At 69.5% G+C, this 25062-nt stretch carries 24 protein-coding genes; 10 read left to right on the plus strand and 14 right to left on the minus strand.

All coding sequences use genetic code 11. From position 1 onward, the window contains the following. Positions 1–46: 46 nt before the first annotated feature. Both M2351_RS09080 and rpe read left to right on the plus strand, forming a co-directional pair. Complete coding sequence (locus tag M2351_RS09080) at positions 47–334, plus strand: phosphopantetheine-binding protein (RefSeq protein ID WP_264655770.1); 288 nt, start codon at positions 47–49, stop codon at positions 332–334. A gap of 85 nt (positions 335–419) precedes the next feature. Then, positions 420–1073 (plus strand): ribulose-phosphate 3-epimerase, encoded by a 654-nt coding sequence (rpe, locus tag M2351_RS09085; RefSeq protein ID WP_264655771.1) that lies wholly within the window; start codon positions 420–422, stop codon positions 1071–1073. A 117-nt stretch (positions 1074–1190) separates the two neighbouring features. Here the strand turns inward: rpe and M2351_RS09090 are convergent, their stop codons facing one another. Beyond that, positions 1191–1847, minus strand: coding sequence for a DUF4142 domain-containing protein (locus M2351_RS09090; protein ID WP_264655772.1), 657 nt, complete (start codon positions 1845–1847; stop codon positions 1191–1193). A 148-nt stretch (positions 1848–1995) separates the two neighbouring features. Here M2351_RS09090 and M2351_RS09095 point away from each other — a divergent pair, with 148 nt between their 5' ends. Next, on the plus strand, positions 1996–2253 hold the full coding sequence (locus tag M2351_RS09095; protein ID WP_264655773.1) for a GlsB/YeaQ/YmgE family stress response membrane protein: 258 nt from the start codon (positions 1996–1998) through the stop codon (positions 2251–2253). A 274-nt stretch (positions 2254–2527) separates the two neighbouring features. Here M2351_RS09095 and M2351_RS09100 read toward each other — a convergent pair whose 3' ends face one another. From M2351_RS09100 to M2351_RS09110, 3 genes are all read right to left on the minus strand, one after another. After that, a complete protein-coding gene (locus tag M2351_RS09100) occupies positions 2528–3307 on the minus strand; it encodes a PhyR family response regulator anti-anti-sigma factor (RefSeq protein WP_264655774.1) in 780 nt (259 codons plus the stop codon). 206 nt (positions 3308–3513) lie between these two features. Beyond that, positions 3514–3915, minus strand: a complete 402-nt coding sequence (locus tag M2351_RS09105; RefSeq protein WP_264655775.1) for a thermonuclease family protein — start codon at positions 3913–3915, stop codon at positions 3514–3516. A gap of 166 nt (positions 3916–4081) precedes the next feature. Next, on the minus strand, positions 4082–4765 hold the full coding sequence (locus M2351_RS09110) for an SOS response-associated peptidase (RefSeq protein ID WP_264655776.1): 684 nt from the start codon (positions 4763–4765) through the stop codon (positions 4082–4084). A gap of 247 nt (positions 4766–5012) precedes the next feature. Between M2351_RS09110 and M2351_RS09115 the strand changes: the two genes are divergently transcribed. The 4 genes from M2351_RS09115 (at position 5013) to M2351_RS09130 (ending at position 9270) form a co-directional block, all read left to right on the plus strand. After that, positions 5013–5564 carry a hypothetical protein gene (locus tag M2351_RS09115; protein ID WP_264655777.1) on the plus strand — a complete coding sequence of 184 codons (552 nt, stop codon included), beginning with the start codon at positions 5013–5015 and terminating at the stop codon, positions 5562–5564. A 14-nt stretch (positions 5565–5578) separates the two neighbouring features. Then, positions 5579–5923: a hypothetical protein gene (locus tag M2351_RS09120; RefSeq protein ID WP_264655778.1), complete on the plus strand. Its 345-nt coding sequence runs from the start codon at positions 5579–5581 to the stop codon at positions 5921–5923. Positions 5924–6069: 146 nt separating this feature from the next. Beyond that, positions 6070–8388, plus strand: coding sequence for a xanthine dehydrogenase family protein molybdopterin-binding subunit (locus M2351_RS09125; RefSeq protein ID WP_264656856.1), 2319 nt, complete (start codon positions 6070–6072; stop codon positions 8386–8388). A 114-nt stretch (positions 8389–8502) separates the two neighbouring features. After that, a complete protein-coding gene (locus M2351_RS09130) occupies positions 8503–9270 on the plus strand; it encodes an EAL domain-containing protein (RefSeq protein WP_264655779.1) in 768 nt (255 codons plus the stop codon). Between the two features lie 9 nt (positions 9271–9279). Here the strand turns inward: M2351_RS09130 and M2351_RS09135 are convergent, their stop codons facing one another. Further along, positions 9280–9804, minus strand: a complete 525-nt coding sequence (locus tag M2351_RS09135; RefSeq protein ID WP_264655780.1) for a GNAT family N-acetyltransferase — start codon at positions 9802–9804, stop codon at positions 9280–9282. Positions 9805–9902: 98 nt separating this feature from the next. On the opposite strand from M2351_RS09135, the gene cysQ reads away from it, so the two are divergent. Continuing rightward, complete coding sequence (gene cysQ, locus M2351_RS09140; RefSeq protein WP_264655781.1) at positions 9903–10676, plus strand: 3'(2'),5'-bisphosphate nucleotidase CysQ; 774 nt, start codon at positions 9903–9905, stop codon at positions 10674–10676. 22 nt (positions 10677–10698) lie between these two features. Beyond that, entirely contained in the window at positions 10699–11496 is a 798-nt protein-coding gene (locus M2351_RS09145) for a ferritin-like domain-containing protein (protein WP_264656857.1), read from the plus strand. Positions 11497–11701: 205 nt separating this feature from the next. Here M2351_RS09145 and M2351_RS09150 read toward each other — a convergent pair whose 3' ends face one another. The 6 genes from M2351_RS09150 to M2351_RS09175 form a co-directional block, all read right to left on the minus strand. After that, entirely contained in the window at positions 11702–12415 is a 714-nt protein-coding gene (locus M2351_RS09150) for a histidine phosphatase family protein (RefSeq protein WP_264655782.1), read from the minus strand. Next, positions 12412–12801 carry a DUF6285 domain-containing protein gene (locus M2351_RS09155; RefSeq protein WP_264655783.1) on the minus strand — a complete coding sequence of 130 codons (390 nt, stop codon included), beginning with the start codon at positions 12799–12801 and terminating at the stop codon, positions 12412–12414. Before M2351_RS09155 ends, M2351_RS09150 begins: the two co-directional genes overlap by 4 nt. Then, positions 12801–13847, minus strand: a complete 1047-nt coding sequence (locus M2351_RS09160) for a phosphotransferase family protein (RefSeq protein WP_264655784.1) — start codon at positions 13845–13847, stop codon at positions 12801–12803. Before M2351_RS09160 ends, M2351_RS09155 begins: the two co-directional genes overlap by 1 nt. 15 nt (positions 13848–13862) lie before the next feature. Further along, a complete protein-coding gene (locus tag M2351_RS09165; protein WP_264655785.1) occupies positions 13863–15059 on the minus strand; it encodes an acyl-CoA dehydrogenase family protein in 1197 nt (398 codons plus the stop codon). Positions 15060–15122: 63 nt separating this feature from the next. After that, the gene (locus M2351_RS09170; protein WP_264655786.1) at positions 15123–16757 is read right to left on the minus strand and encodes an acyl-CoA synthetase; all 1635 of its coding nucleotides are present in this window, start codon (positions 16755–16757) and stop codon (positions 15123–15125) included. A 138-nt stretch (positions 16758–16895) separates the two neighbouring features. Next, complete coding sequence (locus M2351_RS09175) at positions 16896–17552, minus strand: ATP-dependent Clp protease proteolytic subunit (RefSeq protein WP_264655787.1); 657 nt, start codon at positions 17550–17552, stop codon at positions 16896–16898. Between the two features lie 202 nt (positions 17553–17754). Here M2351_RS09175 and M2351_RS09180 point away from each other — a divergent pair, with 202 nt between their 5' ends. Continuing rightward, entirely contained in the window at positions 17755–18465 is a 711-nt protein-coding gene (locus tag M2351_RS09180; RefSeq protein WP_264655788.1) for a Crp/Fnr family transcriptional regulator, read from the plus strand. A gap of 169 nt (positions 18466–18634) precedes the next feature. Here M2351_RS09180 and M2351_RS09185 read toward each other — a convergent pair whose 3' ends face one another. The 3 genes from M2351_RS09185 to M2351_RS09195 all read right to left on the minus strand — a co-directional run bounded on the left by M2351_RS09185 (position 18635) and on the right by M2351_RS09195 (position 24710). Further along, the gene (locus M2351_RS09185) at positions 18635–21517 is read right to left on the minus strand and encodes an SUMF1/EgtB/PvdO family nonheme iron enzyme (RefSeq protein ID WP_264655789.1); all 2883 of its coding nucleotides are present in this window, start codon (positions 21515–21517) and stop codon (positions 18635–18637) included. A 177-nt stretch (positions 21518–21694) separates the two neighbouring features. Then, entirely contained in the window at positions 21695–23548 is a 1854-nt protein-coding gene (locus tag M2351_RS09190) for an adenylate/guanylate cyclase domain-containing protein (RefSeq protein ID WP_264655790.1), read from the minus strand. 10 nt (positions 23549–23558) lie between these two features. After that, positions 23559–24710 carry a DUF4384 domain-containing protein gene (locus tag M2351_RS09195; protein WP_264655791.1) on the minus strand — a complete coding sequence of 384 codons (1152 nt, stop codon included), beginning with the start codon at positions 24708–24710 and terminating at the stop codon, positions 23559–23561. Positions 24711–25062: the final 352 nt, after the last annotated feature.

Here is a 25062-nt window from a genome sequence, read left to right on the forward strand (position 1 = left end):
AGCCGGGCCGACGGATGCGGGATCAGGACAGTCGGGAGGACAAGCCATGACCGGAATCGATACGGATCGGATCGAACGGGCGGTGCTGGACTGCCTCGGCGCGGTGGCGCCCGACGCCGACCTGGCGGCGCTGGCCCCCGACCGGCCATTCCGCGACCAGTTCGAATTCGATTCCGTGGATTTCCTGAACTTTGTCATGAAGCTGGAGATCGCCCTGAACGTCCGCGTGCCGGAACTGGACTACCCGCTGCTGGCCACGCTGGACGGCTGCCGGTCCTATCTGGCGAAGGCGCTGGCCCACGACCCGGCGCAGCCCGGTTCCGCCCAGCCCTGACGGTGGCGATTTCGCGGGTTGGGGGCGCGGGCGCGGCGTGATATGGGAAGGCGCCTTTCCGACAGCCCTTTCGAGGACACCGCCCATGCGCCCGGTCAAGATCGCCCCGTCCATCCTCTCCGCCGACTTCGCCCGGCTGGGCGAGGAAGTGCGCGCCATCGACACGGCGGGCGCCGACTACATCCACATCGACGTGATGGACGGCCATTTCGTGCCCAACATCACCATTGGCCCGGCGGTGGTGAAGGCCCTGCGGCCGCACACGGCGAAGCCCTTCGACGTGCATCTGATGATCGCGCCGGTGGACCCCTACGTGACGGCCTTCGCGGAAGCCGGGGCCGACATCATCACCTTCCATCCGGAGGCCGGGGCGCATGTGCACCGGACCATCCAGCTGATCAAGTCGCTGGGCAAGAAGGCCGGCATCTCGCTGAACCCGGCGACCCCGCTTGAGGTCGTGGACTACATCCTGGAAGACCTCGACCTCGTCCTGGTGATGACGGTCAACCCCGGCTTCGGCGGGCAGAGCTTCATCCAGAGCCAGCTGCCGAAGATCCGCGAACTGCGCCGCCGCATCGACGCGCTGGGCAAGCCGATCGACCTGGAAGTGGACGGCGGCATCAACGCCGAGACCGCTCGCATCGCCATCGAGGCGGGCGCCGACGTGCTGGTCGCCGGCACCGCCACCTTCACCGGCGGCGCGCAGCACTACGCCGAGAACATCCGCAAGCTGCGTTGACGAGACGATAACGGAGTCACCACAGAGACACGGAGACACAGAGGTTTTCCGGAGAGCCGTCGGCTGTCGGAATTCACTCTGCGTCTCTGTGCCTCCGTGGTGAAAATCCTCGGAAGGTTACTGCGACGCCGTCGGCACGCCGGAGCCCGCCAGCGCCTGGGCGTGCTGAAGGTGCTGTTCCAGCATCGGCAGCGACTGCGCCGCGTACTCGCGATAGGGCTGCATGCCCGGGTCGCTGGAGGTGCGCGCCGCCTCATACAGGCGGATCGTTTCCTGGTGGGCCAGGATCTGGTTGACCAGGTACTGGCGGTCGAAGTCGCGGCCCGACAGCGGCTGCAACTGCGTGATCATCTGCTCCTGCTGGCCGGTCATCATGGGCGCCGGGTTGCTGCCGTTGGCGCGGGCCAGCGCCATCAGCCGCTGGTTGCCCGTCGTGTGGTCCTGGACCATCTGGCGGGCGAAAGCCCGGATGCCGTCCTGGTTGGAGCGGTCCATGGCCAGACGGCTGGACTCCACCTCGAAAAGGCCGCTGGCCGCGGCCTGCTGCGCGAAGCTGTCGGCGGTGGAAGCCTCGCCGAGCGTCCGGACCTTGCCGGCAAGCGACGAGCTTGGGTCGGCGATGCCCCTGGCGGCACCTTCCTGCAACAGCTGTTCACCGTTGACGCTGGGCCGCGCGGCCGGCGGTGCGGTCTGTGCCTGCGCGGCGGCGCCGACGGCGGACACGGACAGAGCCACGAAGGCGGCGGCCAGAGTCTTGGCGTGGTTGCGATTCATGCGGCGTTTCCCTTGCTGAGGACCATTCGGGTTTGGCCCGACAACATGGGGTCATCCGCAAAGGTTCCCCCATTCGGGCAGAACCAAATCGTCGCCGTGGGCGTTATGGAGCCGTGGGAAGGGTCCCGCAACAGCAGGGAGAGAGGTTATGGGTATCCTTTGGACGATCATCATCGGCTTCCTGGCCGGCATCGTCGCCAAGTTCATGATGCCCGGACGTGATCCGGGCGGTTTCATCATCACGACGCTTCTCGGCATCGCCGGTGCGTTCGTCGCCACCTATCTCGGCCAGGCGGTCGGCTGGTATCGGGCCGGCGAAGGGGCCGGCTTCATCGGCGCGATCGTCGGTGCCATCGTCATCCTGGCCATCTACCGCATGGTCGTCGGCCGCCGCACGACGGTTTGATCTGTGATCTGAAGCCCTTCTCCCCTTGGGGGCTCGGAGCCGTCCGCGTCAGCGGATGGGCGCCGAAGGCGACCAGAGGCGAAGAGGGGTTGGGATGAGGGGTCGTTACGCCCGGCAGGGCGGACATGAATGCCGTCCAGCTACGCTGGCGCCACCCTCACCCCAACCCCTCTTCTCTCAGGCGAGAGGGGCTATACAACGTGCAGACGACGTGCAGACAAAAAGAGGGCGGCCCGCGGGCCGCCCTCTCTTCATGTTGTCTTGACCGTTTCCGTCAGGCCAACGCCACCGGCGTCGGCATGAACACGGCGCGGGAGATGGCCGCGCGGATCGCGTCGTTGGTGAAGGGCTTTCGCACGATCTGGCCCAGGTGGCGGGCGTCCGCCTCCTCCAGGTCGCCGTCGAAGGCCGTGACAAAAATGGTCCGCATGGAGCGTTTCTGACGCAGCCGACGGGCGACCTCCACCCCGCTGCCGCCGTCGGCCAAGCGCACGTCGAGCAGCGCCAGCGTCGGCTTTTCCACCTCCAGCAGCTCCAGCGCCTCCTGCTCGTTGTTGGCGGTGCCGCAGACGACGTGGCCCATGTCGGTGACCAGTTCGCCGATCTCCATCGCCAGGACGGGGTTGTCCTCGACCACCAGCACGCGCTGCGTCAGGGCGTTGCGCACCTTGTCGCGGGCGACGGTCAGCCGTTCCTGGGCATCGGCGGTGGAAATGGCCAGGACCTGCGCCGCCTCGGGCACCGACAGGCCTTCCAGGGTGATGAGAAGGTACATGCGCCGCTCCCCCTCCGGGAGGGAGGCGAGCGCCCGTTCGATGGGATGGGGCGATGGCGCCGGACGCCCTTCGCCTTCATCGTCGAACAGCAGGTTCAACAGGGCGTAGAGCGGCACCCGCGCCCCTTTTTCCAGCCCGAACCGCGACGGCGCCATCACCGCGACCTCGACGCAGCGGGTGACCAGGTCATCCCCGCGGTCGGTCGCTCCCGTCAAGGCGCGCGCGTAGCGGCGCAGGTAGGGCAGATGATCGTACAGTTGGCGTGCGTAGACTCGCATGACCCGTTCTTCCGCGCCGTTCGTTGGCCCCCGCTGGACCCCGGCGCCCCATGCGCCGGACCAGGTCGGGGCTTGGCAACTTTAATCAACTGTTAACACTCTGAAACACTAACACGGCCGTCCCCGACCGGCGAACCGAAAAAAAGCTAAGTCCCCCTTCCCCCGTTGGCAGAGGCGTGGACGGGGCCAAAAGTGCAAACCGGCGGTCAGCGCGCCTTTTCCCGCTGCTGGCGCGACCGCCACTGCCACGGCTTCTCCACCTTGCCGGACCACAGGCCAAGGCGCCGGCTCTGCGCGAACGCCTCCCCCGAGGCGTAGGCCGGCGACAGGCTGCTGTAGGAGAAGGCCCATCCCCGCGACACCATTGCCGCTCCCAGGTCGACGCCGCGGACGCGGCATTCGCCCATCCTCTGCCCGGTCCGGTCCTTTTCGGCGATCGTGCACGAGACCTCCTCGTCCTTGACAAGGCTTTGCAGCACCGCCGTGGCGATGCGGAAGCAGTCCAGTTCGTGGCCGTACCTGTTCTTGCACTTCTGCCCCTGGTCGGGGGCATCGATGCCCATCAGGCGAACCGACGTGCCGTTCAGCGACAGAAGATCGCCTTCCACGGCAACCGCCCTGCCTTTTAACAACTCATTGGGCGTGCTGGCGACCTTTCCTTTGGTCGTGCCACGCTGGGCATAAGCCGGTCCGGCACGGCCTACGGACAGCGCGCCGAGGAGCGCCGCCGCAAGGCATAAGGCTAGGAACCAGCGCCGATCAGAACAGGGCCACTTAGAAAAGCGTCGGGGCGTCATCGAGCGGCGCCGCGCAGGCTTCGTCGTCGTTGCGCACGTTGTTGACCCGCGGGCCGACGGCGTAGGCCTCCAGCAGGTCGTCCGGAGCCGGCTTCAGCAACCCCTCCAGCACCGGGGCCGGGGCCGCCGGGTCGAGCCACAGGTCCCAGTCGGCCGCGTCCAGGATCACCGGCATGCGCTCGTGCAGCGGCTTCAGCACCGCGTTCGCGGTGGTTGTGACGATGGTCAGCGTCTCCAGCGGCCGCTCCGGCGCCGGCCCGCCTTTCGGGCCGTTCCAGCGTTCCCACAGGCCGGCGAAGGCGAAGGGAGCCCGGTCGCGCCGGCGAATGGCGTAGCCCTGCTTGCGCTTGCCCTCCGCCTTCCACTCGTAAAATCCGTCGGTCGGCACCAGACAGCGGCGCTTGCGGAATGCCTCGCGGAAGGACGGCTTCTCCGCCACCGACTCACCGCGCGCGTTGATCAGCCGCGCACCGATGGACGGATCGTCCGCCCAGAAGGGCACCAGCCCCCAGCGCAGCAGTGCCAGATGCCGCCCGTCCTCCTCCCGGCGCACGGCGGGCACCTCCTGGGTCGGGGCGACGTTCCAGCGCGGCGACAGGTTCGGGCGCTCCGGAAAGCCGAAGACCTTCTGGATTTCCGCCACGGGCGTGGTGAGAAGCATGCGTCCGCACATGGCCTGCCGTCGTCCTGACCGATGGGGAATTGGAGCGTCAAAGATAAGGGAACGGTGTCGGTTCTTCCAGGCCGCGCCTTCCGTACCGGAAACCCGTGGGTTGGGTGGAGCACACCGAGCAACGATGGAATATTTTTCTTCCAAATGGCGAGTTATCGATAAGATCATCAATTCAATGGAATTCCGTGAGACATTAATGACCGTCATCCACAGGCATATTGCGCGAATCGCGACATTGTTCGCCCTCGTGGTCCTGGCCACCGCCTGCTCCATGCTGCAGCCGATGGCGCCCTATGATCCGGAGATCGAGAAGGGCGTCTCCGCCTATCACCAGTCGCTCGATTCCTTCATCCTGAAGATGGACCGCCTCGGCCGGACCAAGGACCCCGCCGGCCGCTACGACGGCAACCTCGCCTTCTACGACGACGCCCGCGCGACGGTCGACACGCTGACTTTGCGGGCGGAGGCGCAAGACGTCACCCACAGCTGCGTGGTCCCCGACACCGTCCGCCAGATCCTGGGCGCGGCGGGCGGCGGTGCCCTGCCGGCTGCAGTCACGGCGCCCTCCAGCACGGCCTCCTCCAGCGCGGCCCCTGCCGGTGAAGGCGTCGACTGCACCGTCCAGATGCTGCGCAACGTGCGTGGCCAAGTCGACACTTTGGCGCAAATCCATCAGGTCGAAACCTACCTGACCGGCCCGCTGGCCCAACGGACGCGCGATATCACCGCGCAGTCGCTGCGCGCCATCCTCGCCGTCGAATTCGCCAAGAAACGCAACCAGATGTGAGTGGAGGCCCGACCATGGCACTCAATGTCGACACCCTCGTGCAGCAGATGCTGTCGGCCGGCGCCGGCGCCTTCGGCGACAACTGGGCGCGCGCCTCCGACTACGCCGCGACGGAGTTCCGGCAGATCGCGCAGACCATCGCCGGCATCGAATCCGACCTTGCCCAGGTCCCCCCGGCCTACACGCCGGAGGCGGCCAAGCTGCTGTTCGGCATGCAGCTGTCCTCGCTGCAGAACACCCTGATCGCCGAGGCGCAGTTGATCGAGATCGCCGTCCAGGCGGCCATCAAGGCGGTGTTGGAGTCGGTGAGCGGCATGGTGCAGCAGGCGCTGGGCTTCGACCTGTTCGCGCCGGTGTAACGCCCGCTCCATTGGCCGGCGTGAGCGTGGCGGGGCGCGTCACCGCCTCGAAGGGGACTTCCCGGAGCCGCGCCTTCCCCCTACCTTACCGTGCCTAGGCCACACAAAACGGCCCGCCCGCGGCAAAGGAAAGAGCCAGCCCCATGATGAAGTTCGGCATCGGCCAGCCGGTCCCCCGCACCGAAGACGCGCGCCTTCTGACCGGAGGCGGGCGCTACACCGACGATGTGTCGCTCCCCGGCCAGACCTTCGCGGCCTTCGTCCGCTCCCCCTACGCGCACGCCGCGATCCGCGGCATCGACAGCGCGGACGCGGCGGGCCAGCCGGGTGTGCTGGGCGTCTTCACCGGAGACGACCTGGAGGCGGAGGGCATCGGCCCGATCCCCTGCAACGCCGCGCTGAAGCAGCGCGACGGCTCCGACTACGTGGCGCCACCGCGCCCGGCGCTGGCCAAGGGGCGGGTGCGGCACGTCGGCGACCCGGTTGCCGTGGTGGTGGCGGAAACGCCGGAGGCCGCCCGCGACGCGGCGGAGCTGGTGATGGTCGACTACGACGACCTGCCCTCCGTCACCGGCACGGCGGAGGCGCTGGAGCCCGGCCGGCCGCTGGTCTGGGACGAGGCGCCGGGCAATCTCTGCTTCGACTGGGAGCAAGGCGAGGAGGCCGCGGTGGAGGCGGCGCTGTCCAAGGCCGCCCGCGTCGTGGAGCTTCAGATCGTCAACAACCGCGTCGTCGCCAACCCCATGGAAGGCCGCGCCTGCGTCGCCGACGTGGAGGCGGAGACCGGGCGGCTGGTGATCTACGTGACCAGCCAGGGCGTGCACGGGCTGCGCAGCCAGTTCGCCAATCTGTTCAGGCTGCCGGAAAAGGCGTTCCGCGTCGTCACCACCGACGTCGGCGGCGGCTTCGGAATGAAGCTGTTCAACTACCCGGAATACGTCGTCTGCCTGTTCGCCGCGCGCCGGCTGAAGCGCCCCGTGAAGTGGGCGGCGGAGCGGACGGAGGGCTTCCTCAGCGACGACCACGGGCGCGACCATGTCAGCCGCGCCCGGCTGGCGCTGGACGCCGACGGGCGCTTCCTGGGCCTGCGCGTGGACACCGTCGCCAACCTCGGCGCCTACCTGTCCAACTACGGGCCCTTCATCCCGACGGACGCGGGATCGGCGATGCTGGTCGGCTCCTACATCACGCCGGCGGTCTATGTGCGCGTGAAGGGCGTCTTCACCAACACCCAGCCGGTGGACGCCTACCGCGGCGCCGGCCGGCCGGAGGCCGCCTACCTGCTGGAACGGCTGATCGACCACGCGGGTCGCGAGACCGGGCTCGGCCCGGCGGAAATCCGCCGCCGCAACTTCATCCCCGTGGCATCCATGCCCTACGCCACGCCGATGGGGCAGACCTACGACACCGGCGACTTCCGCCAGAATCTGGAGGACGGGTTGGCGTTGGCCGACCTCGCCAGCCTGCCCGCCCGCAAGGCGGAGGCCAAGGCGCGCGGCAAGCTGCGCGGCGCCGGGCTCGCCACCTACATCGAGGCCTGCTCGGGCGGCGGGGCGGAGCAGGCGACCGTGCAGGTCAATGGCGACGGCCGCATCGTCCTGATGATCGGCACCCAGACCAACGGCCAGGGGCACGAAACCGCCTACAAACAGATCCTCGCCGACCGGCTGGGCGTTCCGCCGGAGGACATCGAGGTCGTGCAGGGCGACACCGACCGCGTCAGCTGGGGTGCGGGCACCGGTGGCTCCCGCTCCGTCCCGGTTGGCGGCTCGGCGCTGGCGGAAGGGGCGGCGCGCGTCGTCTCCAAGGCGAGCGAGGTGGCCGCCGACCTGCTGGAAACCGCCGCGGTCGACGTGGAATTCAAGGACGGCCTGTTCAGCGTCGTCGGCACCGACCGCAGCGTCACCTTCAAGGAGGTGGCGGCCAAGGCGGCGGCAGACGGCGGAATCGCCTTCAGCGAAGTCGCCCGCTGGACCCCACCGGCCAGCACCTTCCCCAACGGTTGCCACGTGGCGGAGGTGGAGGTCGATCCCGACACCGGCGTTGTGGAGGTGGTCGGCTACAGCGTCGTGGACGATTTCGGCACGGTCGTGAACCCGCTGCTGGTCATCGGCCAAGTGCACGGCGGCGTCGCCCAGGGCATCGGCCAGGCCTTGCAGGAGCGGGTGGTGTTCGATCCGGAGAGCGGGCAGCTGCTCACCGGGTCCTTCATGGACTACCAGCTGCCGCGCGCGCTGGACATCCCGCCGATCCAGGTGAAGCTGAACTGCGTGCCCAGCACGACCAACGCGCTGGGCATGAAGGGCGCGGGCGAGGCCGGGGCCATCGGCGCGCCGCCCGCGGTCATCAACGCGCTGGTCGACGCCCTGTCGGAGTACGGCATCACCCACATCGACATGCCGGCCACCCCGCAGGCCGTCTGGCAGGCCATTCAGGAGCACAGCCTAAGGCAGGCGGCGGAGTAGCCGATTCGGTCATAGGCCGATTTTGGTCGCAATGTCACACCTCGGACAGATAGCAATTGATGCAAAGTCTCCGCAATTTCATTTCCTGTTTGTAGTCAAACGAAGGAAGCGGTGATGGCGTCGGCGAAACAGGGCAAGGGATGCGGCGGGCGGTGCGCCGAGGTGGTCGGGTTCGACTTCACCATGGCGTTCCAGCCCATCGTGGACGCCGACACCGGCGCTCCCTGGGCCCACGAGGCCCTGGTCCGCGGCACCGCGGGCCAGGGCGCCGGCTGGGTCCTCGGCCAGGTGACCGACGAAACCCGCTACGCCTTCGACCAGAGCTGCCGGGTCAAGGCGATCGAGTTGGCCTCCAGCCTGGGCCTGCGCGACGCGAAGCTGTCGATCAACTTCCTGCCGAACGCCGTCTACGAGGCGGAGACTTGCATCCGGGCGACGCTGGCCGCCGCCGCCCGCACCGGCTTCCCACCGGACCGCATCATCTTCGAGGTGACCGAGAACGAGCGGGTGGTCGACCGCGCCCATCTCCAGAGCATCTTCACGGAGTACAAGCGCCAGGGTTTCCTGACGGCAATCGACGATTTCGGCGCCGGCTACTCCGGCCTGAACCTGCTGGCGGAGTTCCAGCCGGACATCCTGAAGCTGGATATGGAACTGACCCGCAACATCGATACCGACCGCACGCGGCGCAGCATCGTCGGGGCCATCCTGACGGTGTGCAACGACCTTGGCATCACTCCGGTTGCGGAAGGCGTGGAAACCGCCGGCGAGGCGCGGGCACTGCGCGACCTGGGCATCACGCTGATGCAGGGATACCTGTTCGCCAAGCCGGCGCTGGAGGCCCTGGTGGCGCGCACCGACACGGCCTACGAACCGGCCTGAACGCCCCCGTCAGGATACCGATCCGAGCACCCGGCGCGTCATGTAGGCCATGCCGCCGCCGTAGGAGGCAAGCTTCGCGGCCAGCGCCGGCCCGCCGTCATAGGCGACGAAGCCGTTCCTGTCCCAAAAGGCCCGCGCCTTCGGCGTCGAGGTCAGGGCCAGCCAGCCGAACCCGCGCCCGGCGGCGATCCCCTCCATGCGCTCCATCATTGAGACGCCCAACCCCAGCCCGCGCGCCGAAGGCAGCAGCGCCACGTCGTGCAGGTAGAGGCAGTCGGCCCCCTCCGGCAGGCCGCCCAACGGCGAATCGAGCGGCGGCGGCGCGCCCAACCGGCCCGGATGCATGACCGCGTAGCCGACCGGGGCGCCGTTCGCGCCCCCGTCCGCCAGTGCCATCAGGCAGCCGTCCGGGAACAGCGCCAGCCGCTCCGCGAAGACCGCGCGCTCCTCCGGGTAGTCGGGGTGGACCACCTCCGCGATCGCCATCACCCGGTCCAGGTCCGCGGGTTCCATCGCCCGCCAGCCCGTCATCATCCGCATTCTCCTTTCGTCCCAGCCCTTTCCGGCACTTCCAGCCCGCGGGTCGGGCGCGCTATGGTGGTCGTTCGACTTTGCCCTACGGAGTTCCATCCATGACCGACGCCGCCGTGGCGAGCCTGCTGCCCAAGGTGCGGACCATCGCGCACGAAGCCGGTCAGGTGATCCTGCGCTTCTACAACGGCGGCATCGACGCCGCCACCAAGGTCGATGGCAGCCCGGTCACCCAGGCCGACCTGGCTGCGGAGCACGTCATCACCCCCGCCCTGCACCACATCGCCCCCGGCGTGCCGGTGGTGGCAGAGGAGGCCGTGGCCGCGGGGCACAAGCCGGACATCTCCGGCGGGCGCTTCTGGCTGGTCGATCCGCTGGACGGCACCAAGGAGTTCATCAGCCGCAACGGGGAGTTCACGGTCAACATCGCCCTGATCGAGGACGGCAAACCCGTTCTGGGCGTGGTCTACGCCCCAGCGACCGGCGACCTCTTCGCCGCGGCCGGGCCGGGCACCGCCGTGCATTGGGTGGAAGGCCGCCACGACTACCCCATCCAGGTCCGCAAGCCGCCCGCCGAGGGCCTGACCGTGGTCGCCAGCCGCTCGCACGGCAGCGGCGGCGAGATCGAGGGGTTCCTGTCCCGCTACACCGTGAAGGACCGGGTCAGCTGCGGCAGCTCCCTAAAGTTCTGCACCGTCGCCATGGGCAAGGCCGACCTTTACCCCCGCTTCGGCCCGACCAGCGAGTGGGACACCGCCGCCGGCCACGCCGTGCTGATCGGCGCCGGCGGCCGGGTGGAGCAGTCGGACGGCTCGCCCCTCGTCTACGGCAAGGCCGACATCCTCAACCCCAACTTCATCGCCTACGGCTGGTAAGGGCCCGGCCCATAAGGAGCCTATCGTGACCACGCTGTGCGACGCGGCCGTCGCGGTGCTGACCACCGCGGCGCCGCTGGAGAAGGTGCGCCTGACGCGAGACTACGCCGCCGCTTGGCGCGACGGCCGCATCTCCGATTTCGGCACCGCCGTCCCGCCGGAGCGCCCCGCCCGCCCGGAGCGGCCGCCGCTGATGCTGCCCCGCGACATGCCCAAGCGCGGGCGTGGCGGCAGCGCGCAGAACCGCGTCGCCCTGCTGCACGCGCTGGCCCACATCGAGCTGAACGCCATCGACCTCGCCTGGGACCTCGTCAGCCGCTTCGTGGGGGAGGGCATGCCCAAGGGCTTCACCGACGACTGGGTCCAGGTCGCCGACGACGAGGCCCGGCATTTCCAGATGCTGGAGGAGCGGCTGAACCAGATGGGCTCCGGCTATGGCGAGCTGCCGGCCCACGACGGCCTCTGGCAGGCGGCCACCACCACAGCCCACGACCTCGCCGCCCGGCTGGCCGTGGTGCCCATGGTGCTAGAAGCCCGCGGCCTGGACGTCACCCCCGACACCGTCCGCCGCCTGCGCGAGTTCGGCGACGAAGACAGCGCCGCCCTGCTCCAGACCATCCACGACGAGGAGATCACCCACGTCGCCGCCGGCCGCCGCTGGTTCGGCCACCTCTGCGCCAAGCGCGGCACGGACCCGGTGGACACTTGGCAGGACTTGGTGAAGCGTTACTTCCGCGGCGGCCTGAAAAAGCCCTTCAACGTGACCAGCCGCCAAGCGGCGGATTTCGGCCCGGAGTTCTACGAGCCGATCGCGGAGTGAGGGTGGGTGGGTGGGAGGTTGTGGGGAGGTGGTCGCTTTGGGCCCCCACCCATCCTCCCCCACTTCGCGGGGGAGGGGCTTTGGTCGCGGAGCGGCAAAGTTCCCTCCCCCGTCGAAGATGGGGGAGGGTTAGGGTGTGGGCCCAAAGCGACAACGCGTGGGGGCCCAGCGCAACCACCTCCCACAAGCAAATCACCACCCAACCTCACTCCAACACCAACAACGGCCGAAACACCTCCTCCAAGCTGGTGTCGTGGCAGCCGGCTTTCACGAAGTTCCACGGCGTGACGTTGGTCGTGCGGATCAGGCGGCGCACCACCCGCCCATCCTCCACGTCGAAATCCAGAACGTTCAGCGCCGCATAGTCCTGCTCGAACACGCCGAGCGCGCCCAGCCCGGCGCCGCAGGCCCAGGACAGCAGCAGCCGGTTCACCCCGTCGTGCGCGACCAGCAGAAGGCGCGTCCAGCCGGGTTCGGCCAGCAGCGCTTCCAGGGACGCGACGACGCGCGCCTGCACCTCCGCGAAGGCGTCCCCGCCGGCGAAGCGGGCGCCCGGCGCGGTCGCCGCTTCGAAGCCGTAGACGTAGGCGGCCTCGCGCTCCTCGCGGGGGATCAGGCGGTAACGCCCGGCGCGGATCTCCAGGAAGCCCGGCGCGTCCTCCACGGCCAAGCCAAGCCCCTCCACCGCCAGCTCCGCCGTCTGGCGGGTTCGCGGCAGGCCGGAGCACAGCACGCGGTCGAGCGGCACCGCCCCCAGCGCCTGCCCCGCCGCGTGGGCCTGCGCCCGCCCCTCCTCCGTCAGGCCGGCGAGCTTGGGGTTCAGCGGCTGGCCGGCCTCGTCGAAATAGGCGACCTTGCCGTGGCGCATCAGGTAGACGCGACGGCGGCGGCGCGTGCCTTCCAGCGGCGTGAAGCTCACGGCTTCAGCGCCTTCGGGTTGTCGATGCTCAGGCGGGCCTCGACGATCTCCTCCAGGCACTCCATCAGCGTGTCCTGGCTTTCATGGTCGAAGTCGCCGGCGGCGATTTCGATGCACAGCCGGTGCTGCAGGCCGTGCACCCGCTCGCGCAGGTCCTCGCCGGACAGGCTGTTGTCCGCGTCCTCGCCGTAGAGCAGGGCGAGCGCGCCCAGCATGGTGTGGCCGGCCTCGTCCAGGCCGGCCATCTCGCGCTCCACGATGCCCAGCGCGTTGGCGATCATCAAGGCGGTGTAGCGCTGGGCCGGCGGAATGTGCGGCAGCAGTTCCTCGCGGAAGGTCTTCAGGGAGATGGCCAGCAGTTCGCGGGCGTCCGGGCTCGTGCGCATCAACCGACTCCCGCTTCGGTGGTCATGGTGCCGATCGCCTTCAGGTGGCGCAGCAGGTCCAGCTCGATCTCCGGCAGCATGCGGCCGGTCAATGCCAGCTCCAGCGACGGCTCCTCGCCCGAGGTGTGGCGGCGCGCCTGGAGGATGGCGACGGCCGCCCAGCGGACGTAGGCCGACGTTTCCCAATAGGCGACCGCTTGGGCGTCGACCTGACGGCCGGACGTCTCCTCATAGCCGGCGTAGAAGTCGGCCCGGTCCGCGATGCCGCCGGCCTCGCGGTCGTTGCGGCCGAACCGCCAGGAGCGGGCGCAGAACCACGCCAGATCCTCCATGGGGTCGCTGAACCCCGCGAACTCCCAGTCGAGGATCGCGGTCAGCTGGCCATCCTTGACCAGGTAATTGCCAGTGCGGAAGTCGCGGTGGCACAGCACCAGCTCGCCCGGCGGAGGGGCGTTGACCTCCAGCCAACGCAGGCCCCAGGCCAGCACCGGGTCGCACGTGGCGGCGGCGCCCATCCACGCCTTGTAGGCGTGCACGGCGTCGAGTGCCGGGCACGGGTTCGGCACGGGCAGGTCGCCCAGGCCCGGCGTATCCGGCCCCGCCCGGTGCAGCCGGCCGAGCTGCCGGCCAAGCTCCCGCGCCAGGTCGCGCTGCGGCTGGCCGGACTTCACCACCTTGTGGCCGGCGCCGACGCCGTCCGCACGGCGCATCACGTAGAACTCCACCCCCAGCACGTCCGGGTCGGCGCAGGCGGCGATAGGCTCCGGCGCCGCCACGCCCGCGTCGAACGCCGCGCGCAGGACCGCGAACTCCTGGCCCTTGGAGATGCTGGCCTGAATCCCGGCCGCCGATTGCGCGCGCAGCACGCAGGCGTGCCGACCAGCCCGCGGCCCGCCGTCAACGTCGAGCGTCACCGCGAGGTTGAGGGAAATGGCCCCGCCGCCGAGCCGCCCTTCGTCGGCGACGGACACGCGCGTGGCGCCGGTGGCCTCGGCCAGCCAAGCCTCAAGCCGCGGCCGGCCGGTGTCGTCGATCAATGCAGCCATATCAGCCCCCGACCCTCAGCCCCAATTCCAGAAGCCGTCGCCTTCGTCCATGTAGAAGCGTGACAGGACCATCTTGTGGACCTCCGACGCGCCGTCAACCAGACGGGCCTGGCGCGCGTAGCGGTACATCCATTCGAGCGGCGTGTCCTTGGAATAGCCTTTCGCGCCGCACAGCTGGATGGCGGAGTCCACCGCCTTGTGCAGCGTGTCGGCGACGTGGACCTTGGCCATCGACACCTCCTTCCGCCCGAAGTTTCCGCGGTCGAGCTGCCACGCCGCCTTCATGATCAGCAAGCGCCCGATCTCGATCTGCATGGCGACATCGCCCAGCATCCACTGCACGCCCTCATGCTCGGCCAGCGCGGAGCCGAAGCTCTCCCGCTCCCGCACATAGGCCGCGGCGATCTCCATAGCGCGCTTGGACAGGCCGGTCCAGCGCATGCAATGGGTCAGCCGCGCGGGGCCCAGGCGAATCTGCGTCGCCTTAAGCCCGTCGCCGACGTTCATCAGGACGTTCTCGTCGGGCACCTCCAACTCGTGGAAGCGCAGCTCGCAATGGCCGCCGTGCTCCTCCGGCCCCAGGATCGGAATGCGACGCATGATCTCCCAGCCCGGCTGGTCCTTGTCGAACAGGAAGGCGGTCAGCCCCTTGCGCTTGTCGTCCGACGTGCGCGCCATCAGGATGAAGTGCTGCGCCTCTCCGGCCCCGGTGATGAACCACTTGTGGCCGGAAATCACCCAGCGGTCGCCCTTGCGCTCCGCCCTGGTCTTCATCATCGACGGGTCGGACCCGCCGCCGGGGTGCGGTTCCGTCATCGCGAAGGCGGAGCGGACCTTTCCGTCGACGATCGGCTGAAGCCAGCGCTCCTTCTGCGCTTCGGTCGCCACCTTGTTCAGCAGCTGCATGTTGCCGTCGTCGGGGGCGGCGCAGTTGAAGCAGACCGGCCCGAAGATGGAGCGGTTCATCTCCTCGTAGCTCGCCGCCATGCCGACGATGCCCAGCCCCTGCCCGCCGCGCTCCGTCGGCATCTGCGGCGCCCACAGGCCGGCGGCCTTCACCTCGGCGCGCACGCGCTCCAGCACGGCCGGCGCGATGTTCTCGTGCTCATCGTAGGAGGCCGGGTCGGCCTCCAGCGGTAGAATGCGCTCCTCGACGAAGGCGCGCACGCGGCGGCGGTAGTCGTCGACGTGCGGCGGCAGGGAGAAGTCCATCGGGTTCGGTCCTCTCGGAAATGTTTTTGTTGGTTCAGAATGTGCCCAAGGCGACCACTCCGATCACAGCCCCTTCGCCTGGTCGCGCAGGACGAACTTCTGGATTTTCCCCGTGGAGGTCTTCGGCAGGGCGCCGAACACCACCATGCGCGGGATTTTGTAGTGGGCGAGATTGTCGCGGCAAAAGGCGACGATGTCCGCCTCGGTCACCAGCCCCTCCGATCCGGGCTTCAGCGTGACGAAGGCGCAGGGGGTCTCCCCCCACTTCGCGTCGGGGCGGGCGACGACCGCGGCCTCCATGACGTGGGGATGCTTGTAGAGCACCTCCTCCACCTCCAGCGAGGCGATGTTCTCGCCGCCGCTGATGATGATGTCCTTGGCCCGGTCCTTGATCTCCACATAACGGTCGGGGTGCAGCACGGCGAGGTCGCCGGTGTGCAGCCAGCCGTCGCGTAGCGCCTCGTCGGTCGCCGCCGGGTTCTTCAGGTATCCCTTCATCACCGTGTTGCCGCGCAGGGCCAGCTCGCCCAGCGTCTCGCCGTCGGCGGGCACCTCGCGGCCGGTGTCCGGATCCAGCACGGTCTGCTCCGACATGGTGACGTTCGGCACGCCTTGGCGCGCCATCTTCACCGCCCGCTCCTCCAGCGGCAGGTCGGCCCAGTCCTCCTGCCAGGCACAGCCGGTGGATGGGCCGTAGCATTCCGTCATGCCGTAGAGGTGCGTCAGGCGGAAGCCCATCCGCTCCATGCCCGCGATCACCGCGCTGGGCGGCGCCGCGCCGCCGGTGGCGACCTGCACCGGGCCGTGCTCGAAACGGCGCTTCACCGCGTCCGGCGCGTGGATCAGCATGGTCAGCACCACGGGCGCGCCGCAGAGGTGGGTGACCTTCTCCTCCGCGATCAGGCGGAAGATTTCCGCCGGATCCACGGTGCGCAGGCAGACGTGCGTGGCGCCCACCGCCGTCACCGCCCAGGGGTAGGTCCAGCCGTTGCAGTGGAACATCGGCAGCGTCCACAGATAGACGCTGTCCGGCCGGAGCCCGAAGGTGATCACGTTGCCCAGTGCGTTCAGGTGGGCGCCGCGGTGGTGGTAGACGACGCCCTTCGGATTGCCGGTGGTGCCCGACGTGTAGTTCAGCGCGATCGACTCCCACTCGTCCTCCGGCGTGCGCCAGGGCTGGGCGGGATCGCCGGTGGCCAGGAAATCCTCGTACTCCGTATCGCCGACCGGATCGACGGTTTGCGCGTGCGGGTCGTCGATCCACACCACGCGCGGCGGGTTCGCCAGCCTCTCCAGGGCGGCGCGGGCAACAGCGGACAGGCCGCGGTCGACCAGCAGCAGGCGGCTCTCCGCGTGTTCCAGGATAAAGGCGACGGTCGGGGCGTCCAGGCGGGTGTTGATGGCGTTCAGCACCGCCCCGGCGCCGGGCACGCCGTAATGCGCCTCCAGCATCGCGGGCGTGTTGAATGCCAGGACGGAGACCACCTCGCCGGGCTGGATGCCGGTCGCGGCGATGGCCGAGGCGAGCGCGCGGGCGCGCCGCTCCACCTCCGCCCAGCTGCGGCGCAGGGGGCCGTACACCACGGCGGTCTTGTCCGGATAGACCATCGCCGACCGGCGGAGGAAGTCGAGCGGGGTGAGCGGAACGAAATTCGCCCGGCGCTTGGCGAGTTCGGCGGACGGTGCGCTGTCGTCCACGGTCGTGTCCTCCCATTCGTTCTCACGGCGCTTCAATCTGAACGCCTTACGAACAATGGTAGGCACGAACTTATGGACGGGACAAGTTTCACCTTTGGTTACGGGGCTATAGCGACCTTTTGTCAGGGCGCCCCTTCGTCAGGGCGCCGCGACCAACGTGGTCACGACGTTCGCCTGCACCGCCACCAGCGCGTCGGCCCGCAGGCCGTAGTCCACCCGGCCGGAGAAGCCGCCCTGCTCCACCACCGCGCGCATCCAGGCGGCGGAGGCGCCGAGCCCGAGCAGGCGGTTGATCATCCCCTGCGTCGTCCGCAGGGTCATCGTTCCGGTCCGGTCGTCGCGCGGGGCGTGCACCATGAACCAGGCCCCGGGCTCCGCCGCACGGGTGGCGCCGGCCATGAAGACGCCGACACACATGCTCTCGCACGAAGCACCGGCGTGCACCAGCGTGTCGACCCGCCGCCCATCCGCACGGTGGCGCAGCACCGCGTCGATCATGGCGTAGCCGGCCTTCACGAAGCCGCCGGGGCTGTCCAATTCCACCAGCACGGCGCGTCCCGTCGGGGCGGCGTCCAGCGCGGCGATGAAGGCGACGGCAACCTCCTGCGTGATGACACCGGTCAGGGCCATGCGGACCCGCCCGCCCTCCCACCCGCCTTCCATGGTCACGGCCAGCGAGCCCGTCAGGCCCGCGTCGTCGCCCGCGGGCGGGGCCGGCACCGGCGCGATGCTGGCCGTTTCAGCCGCGCACGGCAGAGCCAGCATCAGAAGCAGGACGGTCAGCAGGGCGCGCATCGCGGGATCTCCATCGGGGATGGCCCGGACGGTACGCAAAGTCGACGGGGTGCGCTGTGCAGGCGCTCACAAACGCCGCATCAAGCCCTTCCCCGTTCAATCGGGGTGCCGGGGGCTGGCGCGTTAACGCCTCTGGCGTCGCGGAAGGAAGCGCGGACGCTTGTAGTATGGACGGGCTGCAACCCAGGCGCGGGGGACAAGGATGACGGCGGTTCGGATTGCGTTCGACAAGGAACTCGTGCTGGCCGGGCACTTCCTCCTGAAGCATCTGGAAAAGCCGGAGTTGCAGCGGCTGGCCGCCAGCGCCCGCCTCACCTACCACCGGCCCGGCGCGATCATCTTCCAGAAGGGCGACCCCGGCGACAGCATGATGGCGGTGATCCGCGGACGGGTGAAGATCTGCTCCCACTCCACCGACGGGAAGGAGCTGGTGCTGAACATCATCAACAAGGGCGGCCTGTTCGGCGAGATCGCCCTGCTGGACGGAGAGCCGCGCACGGCCGACGCCGTGGCGCTGGAGGAGACCGACCTGCTCGTGCTCGACCGTTCCAAGTTCATCCCGCTGCTGAACGAGCGGCCAGCCGTGGCGCTCCAGCTGATCACCGTTCTGTGCAAGCGCCTGCGCCAGACCAGCGAACATCTGGAGGACACCCTGTTCCTGGAGGCCTCCTCCCGCTTCGCCCGCGCGCTGATGCGCCTGGCCGAGGTCTTCGGCAAGCCCGCCCCCAACGGCCTGAAACTGGACATCAAGCTGTCGCAGCAGCAGCTTGGCTGTCTGGTCGGCGTGTCGCGCGAGAGCATCAACAAACTGCTCGGCGAATGGCAACGCAATGGCGTGATCGCCATGGAGTCGGGCCGGATCACCCTGCTGGATCGCGAGGCGTTGGAGGAGATTGCCGAGGCGAATGGGTGAGTGGTTGCACTGCCCCCACAAGTGGTTGCACTGGGCCCCCCCTCCTAACCCTCCCCCATCTTCGTGGGAGGAGGGAACTCCGCCGCGCACGCGCCAAATCCCTCCCCCCGCGAAGTGAGGGGAGGTTAGGAGGGGGGCTCAGCGCAACCACTCCCCCCTCAATCGTTCGTCAATTTAATTCCCGCAGGACGCGCACCCCATTGTTCAGGTAACGCACGTCCACGTCGTAGAACAGGCGGGCGGTGTCGCTTATGTCGGTCTTGCTGGCGCGCCAGGAACCACCGCGCAGAACGCGCTCGCGGCAGTCGCCGGTGACCCAGGCGCTTCCGTCGGACGGGGCGCCGCTGTAGTCCGGGTGCCAGCAGTCCGCCACCCACTCCGCCACGCTGCCGTTCATGTCGTGCAGGCCGAAGGGGTTCGGCTTGTAGCTGCCGACCGACGCCGGGGTCAGGCGCTCGTGCGGGCCGCCGCAGTCCTGGCAGTTGGCGAGCACGCCGGGCTCGTTGCCCCACCAATAGCGGCCGGTGGTGCCGCCGCGCGCGGCGTATTCCCACTCCGCCTCCGTCGGCAGGCGGTAGCGCTGGCCGGTCTTCTGGCCCAGCCACTTCGCGTAGGCCTGTGCCTCCTGCCAGGAAACATTGTGGATCGGCGTGTTGTCGTTGGGGTTGGTCATCCGTGGCATGCCGTTGGGGCAGCCGCCGCCGTCCACGCAGGCGCGGAACTCCGCCACCGTGACCTCGTACGCGCCGAGCGCGAAGGACTTGGCGATGGTCACCTTGTGCACCGGCTTCTCGGACCGGTCACCCTGGTCGCTGCCCATGGAGAAGCTGCCGGGCTGGATGCGCACCATCACAGGGCATTCCGGGCAGTCCTGGAAGCTGTTGGACTTGCTGTGGTTGCGCACCGCCCCGCTGCCCGGCGCCGGCGGCGCTCCCGCCATCGCGACCTGCTGCTCCTCCGCCGGAGGCGGCGGTGTGGGCGCCGGCGGCGCGGGAGGTGGCAACGTCACGGTGGCCTGCTGCTTCTCCGGCTGCGGCTTTTCCGGTGCCGGGGGCGGAGCCGCTTCCGTGCGGTCGGCCGGTGGGGTCATATGGACCAGCGGCGCGAAGACGTAACCCTGCGACCCGTCGCCCAGCGTCACCTGATACCAGTTGGCCCCCGGCACGCGCCCCACGACCCGCAGCGTCGTGTTGCGCGGTACGTTGGCGATCCGCGTGCTGTTGTTCGCCGGGCTGGCGCGCAGGTTGGCGTCGGCGACGGTGATGTAGGTGCCCTCTTCCACCGGCTCCAGCTTCGGCTGTTCGGGCTTTGATGCCTCGGGCTTGCCTTCTGCTTTTGGGGGTGCCCCCATGGCGACCTCTGTGCCGGCCACGGGCAGCTCGCTCTTCTTCGCCACGGTGTTGAGCGCGCCGAGCTTCTGCCGAGCCAGACCGGCGTAGGACCCATTGGAGAACAGCCGCAGGAAAGCTTCGAAATCGGCCGGGTCGTTGCTGTTCTTGACCATCTGCCAGATGGACTCCTCCAGCGCCGCCGGCGGCGGGGCGGCGCCCGGCGCGCCGATCTCCAGCTTGACCGTCCCGGTGGCGCGGCCGCCCTTGCCGTCCTCGACCAGATAGGCGAAGGCCCCCGCGGGGCCGGGCGGCGCCTCCTCCGGGTCGAAGGTCAGGCGGTTGAGCTTCTCCGGGGTCAGCCGGTCGCTGGGACGGATCAGATTGGCGCCGTCCTTGACCTTGCCGCGCTCCGGCACGGCGGTGACGGTGATGGTCAGCGCGTCGCCATCCGGATCGACCGGCGGCTCGATGTTCAGCGGGTTCGGGATGGCGCGCAGCGTGCGTTCCGCCATCACCACGGGCGCCCGGTTGCTGGGCTTGATGGCGATGCGCACGCCGCCGCGCACGATGCCCCCGCGCCCGTCCATCACCGTGAAGTCGAAGCTGCCCGCGTCGCCGACGACGGTCGCGTCGGGCTTGAAGCTGGTGGCGGCCAGCTGCTCCACGGTCAGGTAGTCGCCGATCAGCACGACGCGGTCGCCGATGCGCACGCTGCCGCCGCGCGGCAGGCCGGACACTTGGGCGAAGAGCTGGTCGTCGTCCGGGTCGGTCGGCCGGCCGATGCGCAGCGGTTCGGCGTCGGCCCGGTCGGTGATCTCCACCGGCTTCAGCTCGCCCAGCACCGGCGGCCGGTTCGGCGGGCGCGGGTTGAAGTAGAAGGGCGTGGCGCCGAGCGAGCCGAAGATGTAGGGCTCCTGCCGGCCGTTGGTGGACTGGCGGACGCTGTCGCGCACGTTGCGGAAGAACAGGCTCAGCTCCAGCCCCGGCGTTTCCAGGTGCTGGAGCAGCGCCGCCGTGTAGGGGCTGTGGTCGCCCTGCCCGTCCTCGGCCAGCTGGTCGGCGCGAGTGGCCATGGCGACCAGCGTGTCGCTGGGCGTGTCGTCGACGCGGGCGAAGCCGTAGTTCACCTGGACGCGGTTCTGCCCGGCCTGCTTCAGACGGTCGACGAAGGGGTTGTTGCGGCAGGCGTCCAGCATCAGGATGCCCAGCTTGCGGGCCTGCGACAGCTCACCCATCATCAGGTTCAGAGGCATCGCCTCGTAGACGAGGTCGCGCTCGCGCTCCAGCCGGGCGTCGGACGGGACGATGTAGTTGTTTCCGCCGACCTGGATACCGTGCCCGGCGTAGAAGATCACCGCCACGTCCGCCTGCGACGCGCGGATGCCGAAGTCGCGCAGCGCGCGCTCGAACGTCCGGCCGTCCACGTCGAAGCGTTCGTCAACGTCGAATTGCAGCTTGCGCAGGGCGTCGCCGATCGCCTTGGCGTCGTTGCGGGGGTTCTGCAGTTCTGGGGCGAACTCGTACTTGCCGATGCCGACGACCAGCGCGATACGCTTTTCCGGCGCGCCGGATGGCGCGCCCGTCGGTGTTGCGGCCTTTTGCGCAGCGGCGTCGCCCACCACGCATAACGAGACGCCGACCAACACGAGAATGCCCAGGCAGGCGCGCGCCATCCACCAGAACAGGCCCGGCCAGCGTTGCGCCATTGGTCCGTTCGTCATCGCGCCGGCTCCTTGCTGGGACAGCCGCAATCCACGGGATTTATTGTTGCTGAAGACCGCAGAATAATCTTTCGGATCGTTCGGTCCAAGCGTTCATTCAGCCTAATCCCGAAAACAGGGTCGGGCGACGTACAAAGGGGCTACCGCTTCTTGGAACGGCCGTCCGCTGGACTTGTCTTATTCTCCCGCTTTGGCGGGCTGGACGGCCTGCGGCTCCTCCTCGTCCAGGACCAGCCAGGTGTGCACCGCCTTGCGCTTGCCCTTTAGCGCCATCTCCCCGACGGGAAGCCCCGGCACCTTGCCGTCCACGGCCGCCCAGGTCGTGTCGCCGATCACGATGCGGCTGTGGGTGGAGCTGCGCCTGGCGACCGTCTTGCCCAGCGCCTCCAGCCGCGCCGCGGTGTTGGCTGTGTCGCCCAGCAGCGAATATTCCATGTGCCGCAGCCCGCCCAGGCTGCCGGCGACCAGCGGCCCGGTGTGGATGCCGATGCGAATGCCGATGGGCGGCAACCCTTCCGCCTGCCACTGCTGGTTCAGCGCGCGCAGTTCCCGCCCCATTTGGAGCGCGCAGCGCACCGCGCGTTCGGCGTCGGCGTCGATCTCCTCCTGCGTGGTGCGGGCGACGGGGGCACCGAAGACGGCCAGGATCGCGTCGCCGATGAAGCGCAGCACGATTCCATCATGCGCCGCGACGATGCGGACCATGGCGTCCAGATAGCCTTCCAGCCAGCGGATCAGGGGTTCCGGCTCCAGCGCCTCGCAAACGGTGGTGAATCCCTCGATGTCGGAGAACAGGACGGTGGCGGTCAGCTCCTGCGGGCGCGGTCGCCCGCCCGCCAGGAAGGTCGCGCGCTCCCGCCAGATCTCGTCGGCGACTGGCTGCGAGACGTGGTTGGCGAACAGCTGCATCAGGCTGTCGCGGTCGGCCCGCTCCTTCAGCGACAGATGCGCGGTCATCACCGCGATGCCGCCCAGCCACGCACCCGACGGCGCCATCAACGCCACCAGCGGCCCTCCGTGGGCGAACAGCGCGATCCCCGCCGCCCACAGGGCGAACAGGATCAGCAGGCTGGCCGAGACGAGCAGCCACATCGGCAAGCCCGCCACAGCCAGCGCCACGCCCGCGGCGGCGAGCGCCACGACCAGCGCCGCCTCCCAGCGCAACGGCAGGCTGCGGCTGGTCCGGCCATCCAGCAACTGCGCCAGGACATGGGCCTGGATCTCCACCCCCGGCGTCGACAGGCCGGCGACAGCCAGCGGTGTGCGGTGCTGGTCCACCCCGACTAGGACGGTACCGACCACGGCGATGCGCCCGGCCAGCCAGGCGCGCGGCAACATCGGCACGGCGTCCGCCGGAAAGGCCGGGAAGGCCGGCGCCCCTGGCCCCGGCCCGGCGAGCCAGTCGATGCGGAAGGGCTCCGCCGGGATCGCGGCGCCGGCAACCATCGCCAGCCGGGCCGGGAAGCTCGGCGTGCCATCCGGCGCGCGGGGAACGTGCCAGCGCACCGTGCCGTCCAGCCGGTCCTTGGCAAGGTTGGCGTGGCCGTTCGGGATGCCGTCGAGGAAACGGCCGAGATAGCGGCGCTGCTCCTCCGTCAGCGGCGTGTCGCCCAGCGCGGTGATGCCGACCACCGGCACCGACGCGTCGCGGATGCGCCGGCGCAACCGGTCGTCCAGCGCCGGGACGGTCGGCTGGTCGAACAGGATGTCCAACCCGATGGCGCGCACCCCCGCCTTCTCCAGGTTGCCGACGAGGTCGGCGAGGAACCCGCGGTCGACCGGCGACCGGCAGGCCAGCGTGGAGAACAGGTCCTCCCCCAGCGTGATCAGCACCACGCCCGGATGCTGCGGCGCCGGCGGCGTGAAGTAGGCGATGGTCAGGTCACGGAAGCTCTCGTCGGCCGACCGCAGCGGCGGCAGGAGCCGGGTCAGCCCCAGCGCCGCCGCCGACACCCCGACCACCGCCGCCGCCCCCATGAGCCACGGGAGCAGCCATGGAAGCGACCGCGGGGCCAGCCCCGCTTTTCCCAAGGCGGCGCCCTCACTCGACGCGCAGAATGACCTGGGCCATCACCAGATCGGTCTGCTTCAGCGAATTCAGCGTCTGCTCCAGCTTCACCGCCGCGTCGTCGCTGAGCGGGCGGAAGGCGTCGCGGCGGCCCGGCAGGTCGTTGCCGATGTCGCGGCCGGCTGCGAAGCAGCGCACCTCCTGGTCCCCCGGCTTGCCGCCCCCGCTGTCGCCCGCGCGCAGCGGCATGGGCATGCGGTCGCCGGGCAACGACAGCGTCTGGTGCCCTTCCACCAGCGACGGCGCCGACGGCCCCGACGGGAAGATGGGCGTCAGCTGCCCGCGCGTGTTGCGCAGGTAGCAATAGACGTGGGCGTCGCGGTTGGTCTGCAGCACCAGCTTGACCGGCTCCCCGGACCGGTAGGTCGGGTAGAGCCCGCGGTCGGTGGACAAGTACAGGTTCAGGGGCGCCATGCTGTCCCGCACCGGGGTCAGCAGGGCGGCGGCCTGGGCGGCGCAGCCGGCACTGGCGAGCCGGACGGCCAGCGCCGCCCCTTCCCCGTCGCCCTCCACCACGCGCAGGCGCAGCGTGTGGCGCGGCTTGCCGTCGGGGCCGGCGACCGAAAGCTCCTCCCCATCCTTCATGGGGAGTTCCTTGGGCCAGGGCACGGCGTTTGCCTTGTCCCAACGGATGGTCGCCGAGGTGCCGCGGGCGGTGTCGCGCAGCGTCGCCGGGACCAGCGCCGGATCGTGAGGCTTCTGCACCGTCACGGTCCCGCCGGCCTTCACGCACTGCGTGCCGGCCACGCCGGGATCGACGGCGAAGGCCTGCTCCGCCCCCTTCTGCATCGGGCTGTTGAGCGCGCGGGCGGCGCCGAGGTCGGTCTGGAAGAAGCGCTCGCCGCCGACCAGCGTGCCGACGCCGTTCCAGCTCGACGACTCCGGCATCTTGTCGAGCGCGCCTTCGAACGGGCCCTTGATGCGCACCATGCGGCCGTTGGCGAACAGGAACAGCGCATTCGCCCCGTCCGGCACCGTCACCGACGTGCCGTCGGCCACCAGCTGCCCCTGCGCGTAGCCGGGGGCGGTCGAGGCGACCACCACCGCCTCCGCGGCGGCGGCCGGGGGCATGATCGCGAGGGTCGCGACGGCCACGGCGAGCGCCGCGCCCAATGTTTTGGACATGATCGCCTCCATGGGCGGGGAACGGGAAATCATTGGCGTTTCCCGGGCCCCTGTCCAGGCAACGAAGGGGGAATGCCGGGCCGGCGATTCCCGCCGGAATTGGGTGTGGCAACGGTCCCGGACGGACATGTCGAATCCTCCGATTAGGGCTCGGCGGCGAGGTTGCCGCGAGCGTTCGCGCCCCGAAGCCTAGCCCTCCTCCCCCGAAGAGGCTGTGAGCCGCACCACATCGGGCGGTGGGAAGCCCGATCCTTTTGCCGCGCCGCTGTGGCGGCCATCACAGCGCGACGGATTCAAAGGGCCTAGGCTGCTGCCAGAACCGATCATTCCCGAGCGTTTCGAGGAGCCCGCC

Origin of the sequence: Azospirillum canadense (assembly GCF_025961225.1) — a bacterium.
GTDB lineage: Bacteria > Pseudomonadota > Alphaproteobacteria > Azospirillales > Azospirillaceae > Azospirillum > Azospirillum canadense.